Source organism: Luteimonas padinae (assembly GCF_014652935.1).
Taxonomy (GTDB): Bacteria; Pseudomonadota; Gammaproteobacteria; order Xanthomonadales; family Xanthomonadaceae; genus Luteimonas; species Luteimonas padinae.
In genome coordinates, this window is sequence record NZ_BMZT01000003.1 from 251,907 (window position 1) to 269,420 (window position 17,514).

Below are 17,514 nucleotides of genomic sequence, written 5' to 3' on the forward strand. Positions count from 1 at the left end.
GGGCGCGTCAGTCGCGGTAGCGGCGCAGCAGGTCGTCGTAGGCGTCGATGCGGCGGTCGCGCAGGAAGGGCCAGATGCGGCGCACGTCCTCGCTGCGGCCGAGGTCGACCTCGCAGGCGAGGATCGTGGCGTCGCCGCCGGCTTCGGCGATGAACTCGCCTTGCGGCCCCAGCACATGGCTGTTGCCCCAGAAGTCGATCCCCGACGCGCCGATGGGCGATGCTTCATGGCCGACGCGGTTGCAGCTGAGCACCGGCAGGCCGTTGGCCACCGCATGGCCGCGATGGCTGAGGATCCAAGCGTCGCGCTGGCGGTTCTTCTCGGCCTGGTCGTCGTCCGGATCCCAGCCGATGGCGGTCGGGTAGAGCAGCAGCTCGGCGCCGGCCAGCGCCATCAGGCGCGCGGCCTCCGGGTACCACTGGTCCCAGCACACCAGCACCCCGAGCCGGCCGACCGAGGTGTCGATGGGTTCGAAGCCGAGGTCGCCCGGGGTGAAGTAGAACTTCTCGTAGAAGCCCGGATCGTCGGGGATGTGCATCTTGCGGTACTTGCCGGCCGTGCTGCCGTCGGCGTCGAAGACCACCGCGGTGTTGTGGTACAGGCCGGTGGCGCGCTTCTCGAACAGCGAGCTGACCAGCACCACCCCGTGGCGCTTGGCGAGCGCGCCGAGGCGTTCGGTGCTGGGCCCGGGGATGGTCTCGGCGAGGTCGAATTCGTCCACGCACTCGTGCTGGCAGAAGTAGGCGCCGTTGTGCAGCTCCTGCAGCAGCACCAGCTTCGCGCCCTGGCGCGCGGCCTCGGCGACGCGGGCCTCGATCACTTCGAGGTTGTCCGCGGCGCTGCCGTGGTTGCGCTCCTGGACGAGCGCGACGGGAAGGGTCTTCCTGGTCATGGCGGGGCCCCTGTGGCGGCGATGCATGTGAGCCGGCCATTGTAGGCCGCCCATGCTGTCCCTCGGGTGATCAGGCCAGGCCGGCGGGCAGCTGCATCGAGATGCAGTGCAGGCTGCCGTTCTGCCAGATCAGCGCGCGGCACGGCACCTGCACGATCTCGCGGCCCGGATGCGCGGCGGCAAGCACGGCGGCGGCGCCATCGTCGGCAGGGTCGTCGTAGGCGGGCATGAGCACGGCGCCGTTGATGACGAGGTAGTTGGCGTAGCTGGCGGCCAGGCGGCGACCGCCGTCGAGGATCGGCACCGGCCACGGCAGCGGGAACAGCCGGTAGGGCCTGCCGTCGCTCGTGCGCAGCGCGGCGATCTCGGCGGCCATCGCCGACAGTTCGGCATAGTGCGGGTCGGCCGGATCGTCGCAGGCCTGGAACACGATGGCGTCGTCCGGCGCGAAGCGGGCCAGCGTGTCGACGTGGGCATCGGTGTCGTCGCCTTCCAGGTAGCCGTGGTCGAGCCAGAGCACGCGGTCCTGACGCAGCCAGCCACGCAGGCGCTGGTCGAGCTGTTCGCGGCTGGCGTCGGGATGGCGCTCGTGCAGGCAGCGCCAGGTGGTCAGCAGGCTGCCCGCGCCATCGGTTTCGATGGCCCCGCCTTCCAGAGCAAAATCAATCGATTGCACGGAACTGTTGCGGAAGATTCCAGCCTCGTGGAGGCGCTGCACCAGGCGGTCGTCCTCGCCCGCTTCGAACTTCCCACCCCAACCGGTGAAGCGGAAATCGAGCAGCTCGAACTCCTCCGCGCCGGCAAGCGAGATCGGCCCGGTGTCGCGCAGCCAGGTGTCGTTGTAGGGCAGGGTGATGAACCCGACCCGGCTCATGTCGATGCGGTTCGAGGCCAAGCGCGCGCGCGCGTAGGCTTCGACGTCCTCGTCGGCCACGCAGATGAGCACCGGCTGGAAACGGGTGATCGCCGCGACGTGGGCGATATAGGTCTCCTCGACCTCGCCCAGGCGCTCGGCCCAGTCGGTGCCGGCGTGCGGCCATGCGAGGAGGATCGCGGACTGGGGCTCCCACTCCGCGGGGAAACGCAGGGTCTTTTCGGTCATTCGCTTAGCGGATCGGCGGCTTCGGACCGGTCTCGCCGGGCGTGGCCTGGTTGGCGACCGCGTCGATCACGCGGCTGTTCTCGAAGTACACGGTGAACGCGGGGTAGACCCAGCGGTGGATCGTGGGCCACTGGCGCTTCTGGCCGCCGCGCGGATCCATGCGTTCGGCCGGCGCACCGAAGCGGGCTTCGACCTGCGACATGCTCGAGCCGCGCGCGGGCATGGCCACGGTCTCGTGCTGGACGCGCTCGATGAGCAGGGTGTCGGCGCTGGCGCTGCCGGCGGCGGCGAGCAGGGCGGCGGTGGTCAGTGCAATGGACAAGCGCATCATGGTCTCCCCGGTGGCTGCATCGCTTGCAGCCGCAGCGTTTTAACAGATCGCGCCGGTGCCGGTGCGTGAGTCGCCCCGAACCGGGCGCGCCGTCACGGGGTGGGCGGGTGCCGGAAACGCGGAAGGCCGCATTGCTGCGGCCTTCCGGGCGTCGCGGGCGGCTGCCGCATGCATCGGCATGCGCTGCCGCCGGGCAGCCGGCTCAGCGCTGGCGGGCCTTGAAACGCGGGTTGGACTTGCAGATGACGAAGATCTTGCCACGGCGACGAACGACCTTGCAGTCGCGGTGACGGGCCTTCGCCGACTTCAGGGAGGACAGGACCTTCATGACGAACCTCTGAAAATGGTTGGGGCAAACAAGCCGGCAATTCTAGCTGGACCCGCGGCCCCGGATCAAGTACTTGCCCGGGATGCGGCGCGGCACGGTCTAGAATATCCGCCCCTCCCGGAGACCACCATGCCCGAATCCACCATCCCGGTACTGACCATCGACGGCCCCTCCGGCTCCGGCAAGGGCACGATCAGCCGCGCGGTGGCCGCGCGACTGGGCTGGCACTACCTGGATTCGGGCGCGCTGTACCGGGCGGTCGGGGTCGCCGCGGGCTGGGCCGACCTGGACCTGGACGACGCCGGCGCGCTGGTCCGCTGCGCCTTCGACACCGTGGTCGGCTTCCGCGACGATGCCGCGGGCGAGCCGCGGGTGCTGGTCAACGGCCATGACGCCACCGATGAGCTGCGCACCGAGACCGCCGGGGCGGCGGCCTCCGCCATCGCCGCCATCCCCGAGGTGCGTTCGGCGCTCAAGGAGCGCCAGCGCGCCTTCCGCCAGGCCCCGGGCCTGGTCGCGGACGGCCGCGACATGGGGACGGTGATCTTCCCGGACGCCGGCTGGAAGGTCTTTCTCACCGCGAGCGCCGAGGAGCGCGCCGAAAGGCGCTATAAGCAGTTGAAGGACAAGGGGGTTTCCGTTACATTGGACGGTCTGCTGCGGGAGATTCTGGCCCGCGACGCGCGCGATGCCAGCCGCGCGGTGGCTCCGCTCCGCCCGGCCGAAGACGCCGTGCGCATCGACACCACCGGCCAGGGCATCGAGGCGGTCGTCGAGCGCGTCCTGGCCTTGGTGCCCGGGCACGGGGCCTGAATCCGGCGCGGCAGATGGCCCCGCGTGGCGACCGCCGCGCGGATTTTCCGTTTCCAACCAGCACTCACGGCAAGGCGCAATCCCGCGCACGCCGACAACGGGTGGACCGGCCAGGCGCCCCGTGCGCAGCCGGTCTGTTTCATCAACCGAGTAATTTCCAATGACCGAATCATTCGCAGAACTGTTCGAAGCCAGCCAGGCGAACCTCGCCAAGCTGAAGCCCGGCGCGATCGTCACCGGCACCGTGGTCCAGGTGCGCACCGACGTCGTCGTGATCAACGCCGGCCTCAAGTCCGAAGGCATCGTGCCGATCGAACAGTTCCGTAACGACGCCGGCGAGATCGACGTCGCGGAAGGCGACGTCGTCAAGGTCGCCCTCGACTCCCTCGAGAACGGCTTCGGCGAGACCGTGCTGTCGCGCGAGAAGGCCAAGCGCGCCATGGTGTGGGACGAGCTCGAGGAAGCCCTCGAGAAGAACGAAACCGTCACCGGACGCATCAGCGGCAAGGTCAAGGGCGGCTTCACCGTCGACATCAAGGATGTCCGCGCGTTCCTGCCGGGTTCGCTGGTCGACGTGCGCCCGGTCCGCGACCCGGTGTACCTCGAGGGCAAGGAGCTGGAGTTCAAGCTCATCAAGCTCGACCGCAAGCGCAACAACGTCGTCGTCTCCCGCCGCGCGGTGGTCGAGAGCGAGCACTCCGAGGAGCGCGAGGCGCTGATGGAGAAGCTGGTCGAGGGCGCCGTGCTCAAGGGCGTGGTCAAGAACCTCACCGACTACGGCGCGTTCGTGGACCTCGGCGGCATCGACGGCCTGCTGCACATCACCGACATGGCCTGGAAGCGCGTGCGCCATCCGTCCGAGGTGGTGGAAGTGGGCCAGGAGCTCGACGTCCGCGTGCTCAAGTACGACCGCGAGCGCAACCGCGTCAGCCTCGGCCTGAAGCAGCTGGGCGAGGATCCGTGGGACAACATCGCCCGCCGCTACCCGTCCAACACCCGCGTGTTCGGCAAGGTCTCCAACGTCACCGACTACGGCGCGTTCGTCGAGATCGAGCCGGGCGTCGAGGGCCTGGTGCACGTGTCCGAGATGGACTGGACCAACAAGAACGTCAACCCGGCCAAGGTGGTGCAGGTCGGCGACGAGCTCGAGGTCATGGTGCTGGACGTCGACGAGGAGCGTCGCCGCATCTCGCTGGGCATCAAGCAGGTCACCTCCAACCCGTGGGAGACCTTCGCGGCCATCCACAAGAAGGGCGACAAGGTCGAGGGCCAGATCAAGTCGATCACCGACTTCGGCATCTTCATCGGCCTGGACGGCGGCATCGACGGCCTGATCCACCTGTCCGACATGAGCTGGAACACCAGCGGCGAGGACGTGGCCCGCGAGCTGAAGAAGGGTGACACCCTCGAGGCCGTGGTGCTGGCGGTGGACCCGGAGCGCGAGCGCATCAGCCTCGGCGTCAAGCAGCTCGAGCAGGATCCGTTCGGCCAGTTCATGGCCAACCACCCGCGCGGCTCCAAGGTCACCGGCACCGTCAAGGAAGTCGACGCCAAGGGCGCCGTGATCGAAGTGGCCGATGGCGTGGAAGGCTACGTGGCCGCCCGCGACATCGCCGACGAGCGCGTCGACGACGCCAGCCAGCACCTGAAGGTCGGTGACTCGATCGAAGCCAAGTTCATCGGCATGGACCGCAAGGGCCGCAGCCTGCAGCTGTCGATCAAGGCGAAGGACGAGGCCGAGGTGGCCGAGACCCTGGCCGAGTACAACCGCGCGGCGGCGGAAGCCTCCAGCGGAACCACCAAGCTGGGCGCGCTGCTGCGCGAGCAGCTGGACAGCAAGTCCGAGTAATACCGCAGCATCCGGCGGCGGCCCGGCGTGAGCCGGGCCGCCGTTGGCTTGTACAGGGTCGCCAGGGGGCACATGACCAAGTCCGAACTCATCGAGATCCTCGCCCAGCGCCAGGGGCACCTGAAGGCCGACGACGTCGACCTCGCGGTGAAGTCTCTGCTGGAGATGATGGGTGGCGCGCTGGCCAACGGCGAGCGCATCGAAGTCCGCGGTTTCGGCAGTTTCTCCCTGCATTACCGTCCGCCCCGCACGGGCCGCAACCCCAAGACCGGCGAGGCCGTCGCGCTGCCGGGCAAGCACGTTCCCCATTTCAAGCCGGGCAAGGAGCTGCGCGAACGCGTCAGCGAGGTCATGCCCCTTCCGGCCGAAGACTGACGTCGCCGCCATCCGCGGCTGACTGCGTGGCCCGGGCCGGCTAAGCTAGCCGCCCATGCGCCCGATCCGCATCCTCATCGGCATGCTGTGCCTGGCCACAGGCGTCGCGGTCGGTGCACTCAATCCACAGGTGGTCGAACTCGACCTCGGCCTGGCCGTGTTCCATCCGACGCTCGGCCTCGCGCTGCTTGCCACGCTGCTGTTGGGCGCGCTAGCCGGCGGACTGGCGACGATGGCGTCGATCGTGCTGCCGCTGCGCCGGCGCGCCCGCACGCCCACCCCCAACGCAATGGACGCCAACTGATGGCTTTCGTCACCGAGTGGTTCTGGTTCTTCCTGCTGCTGCCGATCGCTGCGCTCTCGGGCTGGGTGATCGGCCGCCGCGGCGGCGAGCGCCACAGCGACAGCCAGGTCAGCAAGCTGTCCACCACCTATTTCCGCGGCCTCAACTACCTGCTCAGCGAGGAGCCGGACAAGGCCATCGAGCTGTTCCTGCACATCGCCGAACTCGACAAGGACACCTTCGAGACCCAGATCGCGCTCGGGCACCTGTTCCGCCGCCGCGGCGAAGTCGACCGCGCGATCCGCCTGCACCAGGGCCTGGTCCAGCGTCCGGACCTCAGCGATCCGCAGAAGGTGCAGGCCTTGCTGGCGCTGGGCGAGGACTACATGCGCTCGGGCCTGCTCGATCGCGCCGAGACCGTGTTCACCGAGCTCGCCGCGCTCGACCAGCGTGCGCCGCAGGCGCTCAGGCACCTGATCGGCATCTACCAGGCCGAGCGCGACTGGCCCAAGGCGATTGAGAACGCGACCCGCTACGAAGACGTGACCGGCGAGCCCATGGGCAAGCTGATCGGCCAGTTCGAGTGCGAGCTCGCCGAGCGCCTGCGCGCCGCCGGTGACCGCGAGGGTGCGCAGGCGGCGGTGGCGCGCGCCTATGCGGCGGACTCCAGCTCGGTGCGCGCCGGCATGCTCGAGGGCCGCCTGGAGCTCGATGCCGGCAACGACGCTGCGGCAATCCGCGCCTACGAGCGCGCCGCCCGGCACGACCCCGACTTCCTTCCGGAAATCCTGCCGCCGCTGCGCTTGGCCTACGACCGCGTCGGCGACCTGCCCGGCGCGCGCGCCTTCCTCACCGAGATGAGCGAGCACTACCGCGGGGTGGCGCCGGTGCTGGCGCTGACGCATCTGGTCGAAGCGGAGGAGGGCGTGCCGGCGGCACGCCGTTTCCTCGCCCAGCAGCTCAAGGACCGGCCCTCGGTGCGCGGCGAGGCGGCGCTGATCGAGCTCACCCTGGCCGAAGGCGGGAACGAGGCGGCCACCCTGCAGGAACTCCGGCACATCACCGACCAGCTGCTGGTGCGCAACCCCGCGTACCGCTGCAACCGCTGCGGGTTCGGCGCGCGCAGCCACCATTGGCAGTGCCCGTCCTGCAAGGAGTGGGGCAGCATCAAGCCGCTGCTCAACTACGCCGTGGTCTGAGAGGAGTGGATCGCCTGGACTGGATCCACGCGCTGCCATGGCTGGCCGCCGCGGCGGCCCTCGGCGCTGCCGGAGCCTGGCTGGCACGCGCGCACGCGCTGCGTCACGGGCTGCTCGACCTGCCCGGGGAGCGGCGCAGCCACCAGGTCCCCACGCCGCGTGGCGGCGGCGTCGGCATCGCCGTGGCCTGGGTCCTGGCCTGCGTGCTGTCCGGGTGGTCGGGCTGGATGCCGTGGGAGCTGGCCCTGGCGGCGGGCTGCGGCAGCCTGTTGGTGGCGGTGGCCGGTTACATCGACGACCACCGCCCGCTGTCGGCCTGGTGGCGGCTGCTCGCGCACGTCGTGGCCGGCCTGGTGCTCGCCGCGGGTGTGTCCTTCGCCGGCGGAGCGGCGTGGCTGGCGCTGCTGGCCTTCGTGGCCGTGCCGGTCATGGTCAACGTCTGGAACTTCATGGATGGCATCGACGGCATCGCGACCAGCCAGGCCGCCCTGGCCGCGGCCGGCATCGCCGCGCTGGGCATCGCGTCGCATGGGGAGGAAGGGGTGCGGGCGGCGCTTCCAGCGCTGCTGCTGTGCGCCGCCTGCCTCGGGTTCCTGCCGTTCAACTTCCCGAGGGCGCGGATCTTCCTGGGCGACGTTGGCAGCGGAACCCTCGGTATCGCGCTGGCGGTCCTGGTGGTCCTGCTGCTGTCCGATGCGGCGCCGGGGCAGGGAGCGGGGCTGCTCGTCCTCGCGTGCCTGCCGCTCTCGGCGTTCCTGGTTGACGCGACCTTGACGCTCGGCGGGCGCATCGTCAGTCGCGAACAGTGGTGGACGGCCCACGTCGGCCATGCCTACCAGCGCCTGGCGAGGCGCACGGGTTCGCATGTTCCGGTGGCGTTCGCGTACGCCGGATGGACGGCCGTCGCCGTTCTGGCGGCGCTCGCTGCCTCAGGGAGCGGCTTCATCGTTAAACTGGCGGTCTGTGCGGGCTTCGTTGCCGCTGGAATCCTGGTATGGCGCGCCTCCACCGGTGCGGATGCACGAACGCATGAGGAGACGCCCGACGATGACCAGCCTGAGTGACCGGATCCGGAACGGCCTGCCGCGGCTGTCGGTGGTCGCGCACGACCTGGCCATGGTCTGGCTCACCTGGGCCGGTCTCAACCATTTCCGCCAGTCGGCCATCGACCAGGTCGCTGCCGCGCCGCTGCTGTCGCCGGAGATGCTGCTGATCCTGATCGTTCAGGGCCTCATCTTCTGGCAGGTCGGCCTTTACCGCGGCGTGTGGCGGTTCGCGAGCATCCCCGACCTGGTCAACATCGTGAAGGCGAGCCTGTTCGGCCTGCTGGCGATCCTGCCGCTGCTGTTCTTCGTCTTCGACCGCGCGGGCCAGGTGCCGCGCACGGTCATGCTGGCCTATCCGGTCGTGCTGTCGGCGCTGCTGGGCATGCCACGACTGCTGTACCGCGCATGGAAGGACCACGGCAACGAGCGCACCGACAAGGCGGCGCTGCGGGTGCTGATCCTCGGCGCGGGGCAGGCGGGCGAGGCGCTGGTGCGCGACCTGCGCCGCGTGGGAGCCTATCAGCCCGTGGGCTTTCTCGACGACGCGGCGAGGCTCCGCGGAAGCCACGTGCAGGGACTTCCGGTGCTGGGCAGGATCGACGACGTGGGCCAGATCGCGCCGGAGACCGCTGCGCGCCTGCTGGTGATCGCGATGCCGTCGCTGGACGCGACCGCCATGCGCCGGGTGGTTGCCGCCTGCGAACGAACGGGCCTGCCGTTCCGCACCGTTCCGCGGCTCAACGACCTGCTCGAGGGGCGGTCGCTGCCGGGTGAGCTGAAGGAAGTCGCGATCGAGGACCTGCTCGGCCGAAAGCCGGTCACGCCGGACTGGAAGGCCATCCGCGGCTGGCTCGGAGGCCGCAGCGTGCTGGTCACCGGCGCTGGTGGCTCGATCGGAGCCGAACTCTGCCGCCAGTGCGCGCGCCACGGCGCCCGCCAGATCACGCTGATCGAGATCGACGAACTGGCGCTGCTGACCGTTCAGAACGAGCTGCGCCGGGACTTCCCCCAGATCGAGTGCCTGCCCGTGCTGGGCGACTGCGGCGATCCGGCGGTGATCCGCCACGCACTGTCGCTGTCGCAGCCGGAGGCGGTCTTCCACGCCGCCGCGTACAAGCAGGTGCCGGTGCTGGAATCGCAGCTCCGCGAAGCCGTGCGCAACAACGTGCTGGCCACGGCGACGGTGGCGCACGAGGCGCAGGCGGCCGGGGTCGGCACCTTCGTGCTGATTTCCACCGACAAGGCGGTGGATCCGGTCAACGTGCTGGGCGCCAGCAAGCGCCTGGCGGAAATGGTCTGCCAGGCGATGAACAGCCTTGACGGCACGCGCTTCGTGACGGTGCGCTTCGGCAACGTGCTCGACTCGGCCGGCAGCGTGGTGCCGCTGTTCCGTGCGCAGATCCGCAGCGGCGGGCCGGTGACGGTGACCGACCCGGAGGTCACGCGCTACTTCATGACCATCCCCGAGGCCTGCCAGCTGATCCTGCAGGCCGTGGCGATCGGGTCGAGGCAGGCGGTGTATACCCTCGACATGGGCGAGCCGGTGTCGATCCGCCTGCTGGCGGAGCAGATGATCACGCTCGCCGGCAAGCAGCCCGGCCGCGACATCGCCATCGTCTATACCGGCCTGCGTCCGGGCGAAAAGCTGCACGAGACGCTGTTCCACGCCGACGAGCGCTACCGGCCCACGGCGCATCCCAAGATCCTGCAGGCGGAAGCGCGCGTCGTGTCTTCGGAGCGGATCGGCCCGGCCCTGTCGCGCCTGCGCGACGCGGTCGCCAGCTACGATCTCGAGGCCCTTGACCAGGCCCTGCGCGAGGCGGTTCCGGAGTTCGCGCCCCTGGTCCACCATGAAGAGCCCGCGGCCGCGACGGTGGTCGCCTTTCCCGCAAGGAACGCAAGACGCACATGACCCGACGCATCCGCAAGGCGGTTTTTCCCGTGGCCGGCCTCGGCACCCGGTTCCTCCCGGCCACCAAGACGGTTCCCAAGGAAATGTTGCCGATCGTCGATCGGCCCCTGATCCAGTATGCGGTCGACGAAGCGGTCGAGGCCGGATGCGACACCATGGTGTTCGTCACCAACCGCTACAAGCACGCGGTCGCGGACTACTTCGACAAGGCCTATGAGCTGGAGCAGAAGCTCGAGCGCGCCGGCAAGACGACGCAGTTGGAGCTGGTGCGCAACGTATTGCCAAAGGGCGTGCGCGCGGTGTTCGTCACGCAGGCCGAGGCCCTGGGGCTTGGGCATGCCGTGCTTTGCGCCAAGCCGGTGGTCGGCGACGAGCCCTTCGCGGTCATCCTCCCCGACGACCTGATCTGGAACCGCGGTCCGGGCGCGCTCGCCCAGATGGCCGACGTGGCCGAAGCCAGCGGATCGAGCGTCATCGCGACCCAGTCGGTGCCGGCGGAGCAGGTGTCCAGCTACGGGATCGTGGCGACGGATGAATTCAGCAACCGGCGCGGCCGGATCACGGCCATCGTGGAGAAGCCCAGGCCTGCCGACGCGCCCAGCGACCTGGCCGTGGTTGGGCGCTACGTGCTGTCACCGCGGATCTTCGACCTGCTGGAGGCCACCCGCCCGGGCGCGGGCGGGGAGATCCAGCTCACCGACGCCATTTCGGCCCTCCTGGCGGAGGAGAGCGTGCTCGCCTACCACTTCCAGGGCACCCGCTTCGACTGCGGGACGCACATCGGCCTCATCGAGGCCACCATCCGCCATGCGCTTGACCATGAAAAACTCAGCGAGGCCGCCCAGGGCTTCATGCGGGAGGCGCTGGTCGAGCTGGGGGTCGTCGACTCCTGATGACTGCGGGAAGCCGGGTGACATCTTGCGGAAGGCAGGGTTATATTCAAGCGGTCATGAGTGGGGTGAGAGCCCTCATGATCGCTTGACAGCACATCAACCAGGGAGAGACCGCTTCATGAAGCTTGCAACAACCTTCGCGGGCCTGACGCTCGCCATTGCCGCCGCCTACAGTGCGCCGGCCGTCTCGCAGGTCGTCCATTCCAATGCCGCCCAGCCTGCTGCCCGGTGCCAGGGCGCACTGCCGAACTTCGAAGTCGGCCTGCGCAAGCGGCCGCTCGCCGTGCAGAACGTGGGCACCACGCCGATGTTCATCACCTGCGGCTTCGAGTTCGACGCCGGCGCGGCGATCGACAACTCGGCCCTGCTGGTCGACACCTATTTCACCAACACGACCACGGAGCCGGCCACCGTGACCTGCACCGCCGTGGGTGGCTGGGAAGGTGGTGATACCGAGAACATCAGCCTGAGCGTGGAGATCCCGGCCGGTGGTGGCGGCGAGGACGGCAACATCTTCGTCGCGGACACCGATTTCGAAACGGGTGCCATGGCGTCCGGCCTGGTGGCGTTCAGCTGCCGCCTGCCCGGCGGCGTCGGCATCAACGACACCTACGTGTACTGGGCGACCGAGTAAGCCGGTCCCGTACCAAGCGAGCAGAAAAGGGGTGCCGGGCAACCGGCACCCCTTTTTCCTGACCTCGTGATCGAACACACTGCATCCTTTGAACCGGGCCCGACGCTTCCATGAAACCAGGCACCAAGCTTCCCATCATCGCGGCTGCCGCCATTGTCGTGGCGGTCGTGGCCGGCACGTTCTTCCTGCGGGGCGATCGCACGCCGACTGCGACCGCCCCAGATGCCGTTGCGGCCGCGCAGGAGTCTGCGCCTTCGGCCGGTTTCGCCCCGCCGGTCGCGCGCACAGCGCCGTCGGTCCCGGGAAGGCCCGCCACCGACGAGGCCATGATCGAGCAGCTCGACCAGCGGGCCCGAAAGCGCGAAGAACACCAGGCGCGAACCGCAGCACTCAAGGAGCAATCCGCGCAGCGGTATGCCAGCGAGCAGGTTGATCCGGCCTGGGCGCCGGGGAAGATCACCGAACTCAACGGCATCGCGGCCGACCCGGCCTTCGATGTCGCCGGTGCGCAACCCCGCAACCTCAGCATCGACTGCCGCAGCAGCATGTGCCGCATCGACGGCCAGTTCGAAGACGCCGGCAAGGCCGAGGACTGGATCCTGCTCTACACCGCCAGCGTCGGGAGTGCGATGCCGAGCTCCGTGATTTCGCGCACCCGCAACCCGGACGGCACGATGCGCGTGGAGATCTACGGGCGCGGCCGCTGACCGGCCCCGGCCTCTCTGAGGCAATCGGCCGCAACGAAAAAGGGACGCCTTGGGCGTCCCTTTTTCCTCCAGGACTACAGGGCCTCGAACACTCCCGCAGCCCCCATGCCGGTGCCGATACACATCGTCACCATGCCGTACTTCTGCTTCCTGCGGCGCATGCCGTGGACGATGGTCGCCGTGCGCACCGCACCGGTGGCGCCCAGCGGGTGGCCCAGCGCGATCGCGCCGCCCAGCGGGTTGACCTTCGACGGATCCAGCTCCGAGTCCCGGATCACCGCCAGCGCCTGGGCGGCGAAGGCCTCGTTGAGCTCGATCCAGTCCAGCTGGTCCTTCGTCAGGCCGCCCTGCTTGAGCGCCTTCGGAATCGCCGCGATCGGGCCGATGCCCATCACCTCGGGACGCACGCCGGCGACCGAAAACGAGACGAAGCGGGCGAGGGGGGTGAGGCCGTAGTCCTTGATCGCCTGCTCGGAGGCCACCAGCACCGCACCGGCACCGTCGCTCATCTGCGAGGAGTTGCCGGCGGTCACGCTGCCCCCGAACTGGCCGTTGCGGAACACCGGGCGCAGCTTTGCCAGGCCTTCCAGCGAGGTGTCCGGGCGCGGGCCCTCGTCGTGCTCGACCAGCGCCTTCTTCACCCGCACCGCGTTGCCGCCGAGGTCGGGGATGCGGGCCACGACTTCCAGCGGCGAGATCTCGTCGGCGAACTCGCCGGCCTTCTGCGCCGCCAGCGCCTTCTGGTGCGAGGCCAGCGCGAACGCGTCCTGGTCCTCTCGTGAGACCTTCCATTCCTCGGCGACCTTCTCGGCGGTGATGCCCATGCCGTAGGCGATGGCGACGTGGTCGTCCTTGAACACGCTCGGCGACAGCGCCACCTTGTTGCCCATCATCGGCACCATGCTCATCGACTCGGTGCCGCCGGCCAGCACCAGGTCGGCGTTGCCGAGCCGCACCTGGTCGGCCGCCAGCGCCACGGCCTGCAGGCCGGAGGAACAGAAGCGGTTGATGGTCTGCGCGGCCACGGTGTCGGGCAGCCCGGCCAGCAGCACGCCGATGCGCGCCACGTTCATGCCCTGCTCGCCCTCGGGCATGGCGCAGCCGATGATGGCGTCGTCGATGCGGTTGACGTCGATGCCCGGCGCCTGCGCGACCACGGACTTCAGCACGTGGGCCAGCATGTCGTCGGGGCGGGTGTTGCGGAACACGCCCTTGGGCGCCTTGCCCACCGGGGTGCGGGTGGCGGCGACGATGTAGGCGTCCTGTACCTGCTTGCTCATCTGTTTGATCCTTGCTTGATCTCCTTCCCCCGCATCGCGGGGGAAGGTGCCCGAAGGGCGGATGGGGGCAACCCCGCTGGATCCCTCCCGAAGCCGGGAACGACCCCGCGCGGCCTCAGTTCCTCAGCGGCTTGCCGGTCTTGAGCATGTGCGCGATGCGGGCCTGGGTCTTCTCCTGCTGCGCGAGTTCGACGAAGTGCTGGCGCTCCAGGCGCAGCAACCAGTCCTCGTCGACCACCGCGTTGCGGTCGACGTCGCCGCCGCTGACCACGGTGGCGATGCGCTGCGCGATCTCGTAGTCGTACTCGCTGATGAAGCGGCCCTCGAGCATGTTCTCCAGCAGCATGCGGAAGGTGGCGATGCCGACGTCGCCGGCCACGCGGATGCGGCGGGCGGGCAGCGGCGGGCGGTAGCCGGTCTCGGCCAGGCCGCGGGCCTCGGCCTTCGCGATGTGCAGCAGTTCGTGGGCGTGGAAAGCGACCTTGTCCTGCGCACGCAGCAGGCCGAGCTCCTTCGCCTCGACGGCCGAAGTGGACACCTTGGCCATCGCCACGGATTCGAACCAGCCCTTGAGCTCGGCGAACACGTCGCCGTTCGGGCCGGCCGCGTCGGAGGCGCGCACGGCGAACTCCTTCAGGCCGCCGCCGGCCGGCAGCAGGCCCACGCCGGCCTCGACCAGGCCGATGTAGCTCTCCAGGTGCGCGACCGTGCGCGCGGAATGCATCTGGAACTCGCAGCCGCCGCCCAGCGCCAGGCCTCGCACCGCGGCCACCACCGGCACCAGCGAGTACTTGAGCGCCAAGCTGGTGGCCTGGAAGTTGGCGACCATCGCCTCGAAGGCGTCGACCTTGCCGGCCTGGAGCAGGCCCAGCGCGCCGGCCAGGTCGGCACCGGCGGAGAAGGGCTCCTTCGGCTGCCAGATCACCAGGCCGGCAAAATCGCGCTCGGCCCGCGCCACCGCTTCCTGCAGGCCGTCGAGCACCTGGTCGGAGACGGTGTGCATCTTGGTCTTGAACGAGGCCACGGCGATGTCGTCGCCGTCGCTCCACATGCGGATGCCGTCGTTCTCGAACACCGTCTCGCCCTTGGGGAAGGACTCGCCCAGCAGCGGATCGGGAAAGCGCTGGCGCTTGTAGACGGGCAGGGCGGAGCGGGGCAGGCGGGCGTTCTTGCCGGGGCTGTAGCTGCCCTCGGCCGAATGCACGCCATCGCGGCCGTCGAACACCCAGTCCGGCAGCGGCGCGTCGCTCATGGCCTTGCCGGCCACGATGTCGTCGGCGATCCACTGCGCCACCTGCTTCCAGCCCGCGGCCTGCCAGGTCTCGAACGGGCCGAGCGACCAGCCGTAGCCCCAGCGGATGGCCAGGTCGACGTCGCGTGCGGTCTCTGCGATGTCGGCCAGGTGGTAGGCGGAGTAGTGGAACAGATCGCGGAACACGCCCCACAGGAACTTCGCCTGCGGGTGCTCGCTGGCGCGCAGGGCGGCGAACTTCGCCACCGGGTCCTTCGTCTTCAGGATCTCGACCACCTCGTCGGCGGCCTTGCGGTCGGCCGGGCGGTAGTCCTGCTTCTCCAGGTCCAGGACCAGGATGTCCTTGCCGACCTTGCGGAAGATGCCGGCGCCGGCCTTCTGGCCCAGCGCGCCCTTCTCGACCAGCGCGGACAGCCACTTGGGCGACTTGAAGTACTTGTGCCAGGGGTCGTCGGGCAGGGTGTCGGCCATGGTCTTGATGACATGCCCCATGGTGTCCAGGCCGACCACGTCGGAGGTGCGGTAGGTCGCCGACTTCGGGCGCCCGACCAGCGGGCCGGTCAGGGCATCGACCTCGTCGAAGCCCAGGCCGCTCTCCCGGGTGTGGTGGATCGTCGACAGGATCGAGAACACGCCGATGCGGTTGCCGATGAAGTTGGGGGTGTCGCGCGCGTAGACCACGCCCTTGCCGAGGGTGCTGGTGAGGAAGGCCTCCAGGCCCTGCAGCACGGCCTTGTCGGTGGTGCGCGCCGGGATCAGCTCGGCCAGGTGCATGTAGCGCGGCGGGTTGAAGAAGTGCACGCCGCAGAAGCGCGGGCGCAGCTTCTCCGGCAGCGCCTCGGCCAGCTTGTTGATGCCCAGGCCCGAGGTGTTGCTGGCCAGCACGGCGTGGTCGGCCACGAAAGGCGCGATCTTTTCGTACAGGTCCTGCTTCCAGTCCATGCGCTCGGCGATGGCCTCGATGATCAGGTCGCAGTCCTTCAGGCGCTGCAGCCCGAGCTCGTAGTTGGCCGGGGTGATGGCCGCGGCCAGCGACTTCGAGGCCAGCGGCGCAGGGCTGAGCTTGCCAAGACCGGCGATCGCGCGGTTGACGATGCCGTTGGGGTCGCCTTCCTTGGCAGGCAGGTCGAACAGCACGGTGTCGACGCCGGCGTTGGTGAGGTGGGCGGCAATCTGCGCCCCCATCACGCCGGCGCCGAGCACGGCGGCGCGACGCACAAGCAGTTTCTCAGTCATGTTCGGCAACTCCTTGATTTAAATATCGTTCAACTCTTGATTCCGGCCGCCGCGAAGCGGATCAGCTCGTCCGCGGCACGCTTGCGGTGGGCGACCTCGCTGACCCCGGCGGGACGCTTGATCAGCCCGAAATCGGACATGGCGTAGGTCAGCGCACCGGACAGGAAGTCCAGCCGCCAGTACAGCTGCTCCTTTTCGAGCCCCGGCACGCACTGCGCGATCGCGCGCGCGAATTCGCGCAGCACATGGCCGTACTGCTCCGACAGGAACTGGCGCAGCCCGTCGTTCTTCTCCGCATAGGCACGCGCGATCACGCGGATGAACGCGGCGCCGCCCTGGCAGTCGCGGGCCACGGCCAGGGCGGGCTCCACGAAGGCGGCCAGGACCGCTTCGAGCTCGCCCGGCCGGTCCTTCGATGCCTGTTCCAGCTGGCTGAGGCGCTGCCGGCTCATCTCGTCCATCCGGCGACGGAACACCTCGTTGATGAGGTTTTCCTTGCTGCCGAAGTGGTAGTTGACCGCGGCGATGTTGACGTCGGCGCGGCTGGTGACCTGACGCAGCGAGGTGCCCAGGAAGCCATGCTGGGCGAACAGCTCCTCGGCGGCGCCGAGGATCCGGTCCTTGGTGGAGAACTGGGTGCTTGCCATGGTGCGCAGGGCCTTGCCTGAATCAAACGCTTGTTTGGATACTAGGCGGGCCCGGGGCGGCCGGTCAAATGGAAAAAGTTCAGGACCGCGCGTGCAGGCGGCGCATCCGATCCGCTAGAATTACTCCAGCCTTGTCGGCTAAACCCGCGCCCCGGCGTGGGTTTTTCCATGTTACCGTGTGTCGGCCTGGAAGGCCGGCACCTCATCCCGGAGACCTCCCCATGGCGCTCGAGCGCACCCTGTCCATCATCAAGCCCGATGCCGTTGCCAAGAACGTCATCGGCGAAATCTATTCCCGCTTCGAGAAGGTCGGCCTGAAGATCGCCGCCGCGAAGATGAAGCAGCTCTCGCGCGCCGAGGCCGAGGGCTTCTACGCCGTGCACCGCGAGCGTCCGTTCTTCAACGCCCTGGTCGAGTTCATGATCAGCGGGCCGGTGATGATCCAGGTCCTGGAAGGCGAGAACGCCGTCCTCAAGCACCGTGACCTGATGGGCGCCACCAACCCGAAGGAAGCCGCCGCCGGCACCATCCGCGCCGACTTCGCCGACTCGATCGACGCCAACGCCGTGCACGGTTCCGACGCCGCCGAAACCGCCGCCTTCGAGATCGCGTACTTCTTCCCGTCGACGGACGTCTACGGTCGTTGATTCTTTTTTGCCACAAGATTACGCGGATCACGCGGATGAACACGGATAAAGCAAACAGATCCGAAATCAGGGCTTTCCACCTGTCTTC

Annotated in this window: 18 protein-coding genes; 11 read left to right on the forward strand and 7 right to left on the reverse strand. The window is 69.0% G+C overall.

Going from position 1 to position 17,514, the window contains the following annotated elements; genetic code table 11:
• Positions 1–7 precede the first annotated feature (7 nt).
• The 4 genes from IE168_RS04650 to ykgO all read right to left on the reverse strand — a co-directional run bounded on the left by IE168_RS04650 (position 8) and on the right by ykgO (position 2,653).
• Positions 8–892, reverse strand: a complete 885-nt coding sequence (locus IE168_RS04650; protein ID WP_189495696.1) for a carbon-nitrogen hydrolase — start codon at positions 890–892, stop codon at positions 8–10.
• Positions 893–962: 70 nt separating this feature from the next.
• Positions 963–1,994: an agmatine deiminase family protein gene (locus tag IE168_RS04655; RefSeq protein ID WP_189495698.1), complete on the reverse strand. Its 1,032-nt coding sequence runs from the start codon at positions 1,992–1,994 to the stop codon at positions 963–965.
• Between the two features lie 4 nt (positions 1,995–1,998).
• A complete protein-coding gene (locus IE168_RS04660) occupies positions 1,999–2,325 on the reverse strand; it encodes a hypothetical protein (RefSeq protein WP_189495700.1) in 327 nt (108 codons plus the stop codon).
• Between the two features lie 202 nt (positions 2,326–2,527).
• Positions 2,528–2,653, reverse strand: coding sequence for a type B 50S ribosomal protein L36 (gene ykgO, locus IE168_RS04665; protein ID WP_005409283.1), 126 nt, complete (start codon positions 2,651–2,653; stop codon positions 2,528–2,530).
• 129 nt (positions 2,654–2,782) lie between these two features.
• On the opposite strand from ykgO, the gene cmk reads away from it, so the two are divergent.
• The 10 genes from cmk to IE168_RS04715 all read left to right on the forward strand — a co-directional run bounded on the left by cmk (position 2,783) and on the right by IE168_RS04715 (position 12,364).
• A complete protein-coding gene (gene cmk / locus IE168_RS04670; RefSeq protein ID WP_189495702.1) occupies positions 2,783–3,466 on the forward strand; it encodes a (d)CMP kinase in 684 nt (227 codons plus the stop codon).
• A gap of 160 nt (positions 3,467–3,626) precedes the next feature.
• The gene (rpsA, locus tag IE168_RS04675; protein ID WP_189495704.1) at positions 3,627–5,315 is read left to right on the forward strand and encodes a 30S ribosomal protein S1; all 1,689 of its coding nucleotides are present in this window, start codon (positions 3,627–3,629) and stop codon (positions 5,313–5,315) included.
• A 48-nt stretch (positions 5,316–5,363) separates the two neighbouring features.
• Positions 5,364–5,690: an integration host factor subunit beta gene (locus IE168_RS04680; RefSeq protein WP_263598369.1), complete on the forward strand. Its 327-nt coding sequence runs from the start codon at positions 5,364–5,366 to the stop codon at positions 5,688–5,690.
• Positions 5,691–5,745: 55 nt separating this feature from the next.
• Complete coding sequence (locus IE168_RS04685) at positions 5,746–5,994, forward strand: lipopolysaccharide assembly protein LapA domain-containing protein (protein WP_189495708.1); 249 nt, start codon at positions 5,746–5,748, stop codon at positions 5,992–5,994.
• Positions 5,994–7,172, forward strand: coding sequence for a lipopolysaccharide assembly protein LapB (lapB, locus tag IE168_RS04690; RefSeq protein ID WP_189495710.1), 1,179 nt, complete (start codon positions 5,994–5,996; stop codon positions 7,170–7,172). Before IE168_RS04685 ends, lapB begins: the two co-directional genes overlap by 1 nt.
• A 5-nt stretch (positions 7,173–7,177) precedes the next feature.
• Positions 7,178–8,236, forward strand: coding sequence for an MraY family glycosyltransferase (locus tag IE168_RS04695; RefSeq protein ID WP_189495712.1), 1,059 nt, complete (start codon positions 7,178–7,180; stop codon positions 8,234–8,236).
• A complete protein-coding gene (locus IE168_RS04700) occupies positions 8,220–10,130 on the forward strand; it encodes a polysaccharide biosynthesis protein (protein WP_189495714.1) in 1,911 nt (636 codons plus the stop codon). The genes IE168_RS04695 and IE168_RS04700 overlap by 17 nt, the downstream gene beginning before the upstream one ends.
• Complete coding sequence (galU, locus tag IE168_RS04705; RefSeq protein ID WP_189495716.1) at positions 10,127–11,023, forward strand: UTP--glucose-1-phosphate uridylyltransferase GalU; 897 nt, start codon at positions 10,127–10,129, stop codon at positions 11,021–11,023. The genes IE168_RS04700 and galU overlap by 4 nt, the downstream gene beginning before the upstream one ends.
• 118 nt (positions 11,024–11,141) lie before the next feature.
• Positions 11,142–11,657 carry a hypothetical protein gene (locus tag IE168_RS04710; protein WP_189495718.1) on the forward strand — a complete coding sequence of 172 codons (516 nt, stop codon included), beginning with the start codon at positions 11,142–11,144 and terminating at the stop codon, positions 11,655–11,657.
• Between the two features lie 110 nt (positions 11,658–11,767).
• Positions 11,768–12,364, forward strand: a complete 597-nt coding sequence (locus IE168_RS04715; protein ID WP_189495720.1) for a hypothetical protein — start codon at positions 11,768–11,770, stop codon at positions 12,362–12,364.
• A 74-nt stretch (positions 12,365–12,438) separates the two neighbouring features.
• Here IE168_RS04715 and IE168_RS04720 read toward each other — a convergent pair whose 3' ends face one another.
• From IE168_RS04720 to IE168_RS04730, 3 genes are all read right to left on the reverse strand, one after another.
• On the reverse strand, positions 12,439–13,644 hold the full coding sequence (locus tag IE168_RS04720; RefSeq protein WP_189495722.1) for an acetyl-CoA C-acyltransferase: 1,206 nt from the start codon (positions 13,642–13,644) through the stop codon (positions 12,439–12,441).
• A gap of 115 nt (positions 13,645–13,759) precedes the next feature.
• Positions 13,760–16,132 carry a 3-hydroxyacyl-CoA dehydrogenase/enoyl-CoA hydratase family protein gene (locus IE168_RS04725; RefSeq protein ID WP_189495724.1) on the reverse strand — a complete coding sequence of 791 codons (2,373 nt, stop codon included), beginning with the start codon at positions 16,130–16,132 and terminating at the stop codon, positions 13,760–13,762.
• A 29-nt stretch (positions 16,133–16,161) separates the two neighbouring features.
• Complete coding sequence (locus IE168_RS04730; protein WP_189495726.1) at positions 16,162–16,779, reverse strand: TetR/AcrR family transcriptional regulator; 618 nt, start codon at positions 16,777–16,779, stop codon at positions 16,162–16,164.
• A 221-nt stretch (positions 16,780–17,000) separates the two neighbouring features.
• Between IE168_RS04730 and ndk the strand changes: the two genes are divergently transcribed.
• The gene (gene ndk / locus IE168_RS04735; protein WP_189495728.1) at positions 17,001–17,426 is read left to right on the forward strand and encodes a nucleoside-diphosphate kinase; all 426 of its coding nucleotides are present in this window, start codon (positions 17,001–17,003) and stop codon (positions 17,424–17,426) included.
• Positions 17,427–17,514 lie beyond the last annotated feature (88 nt).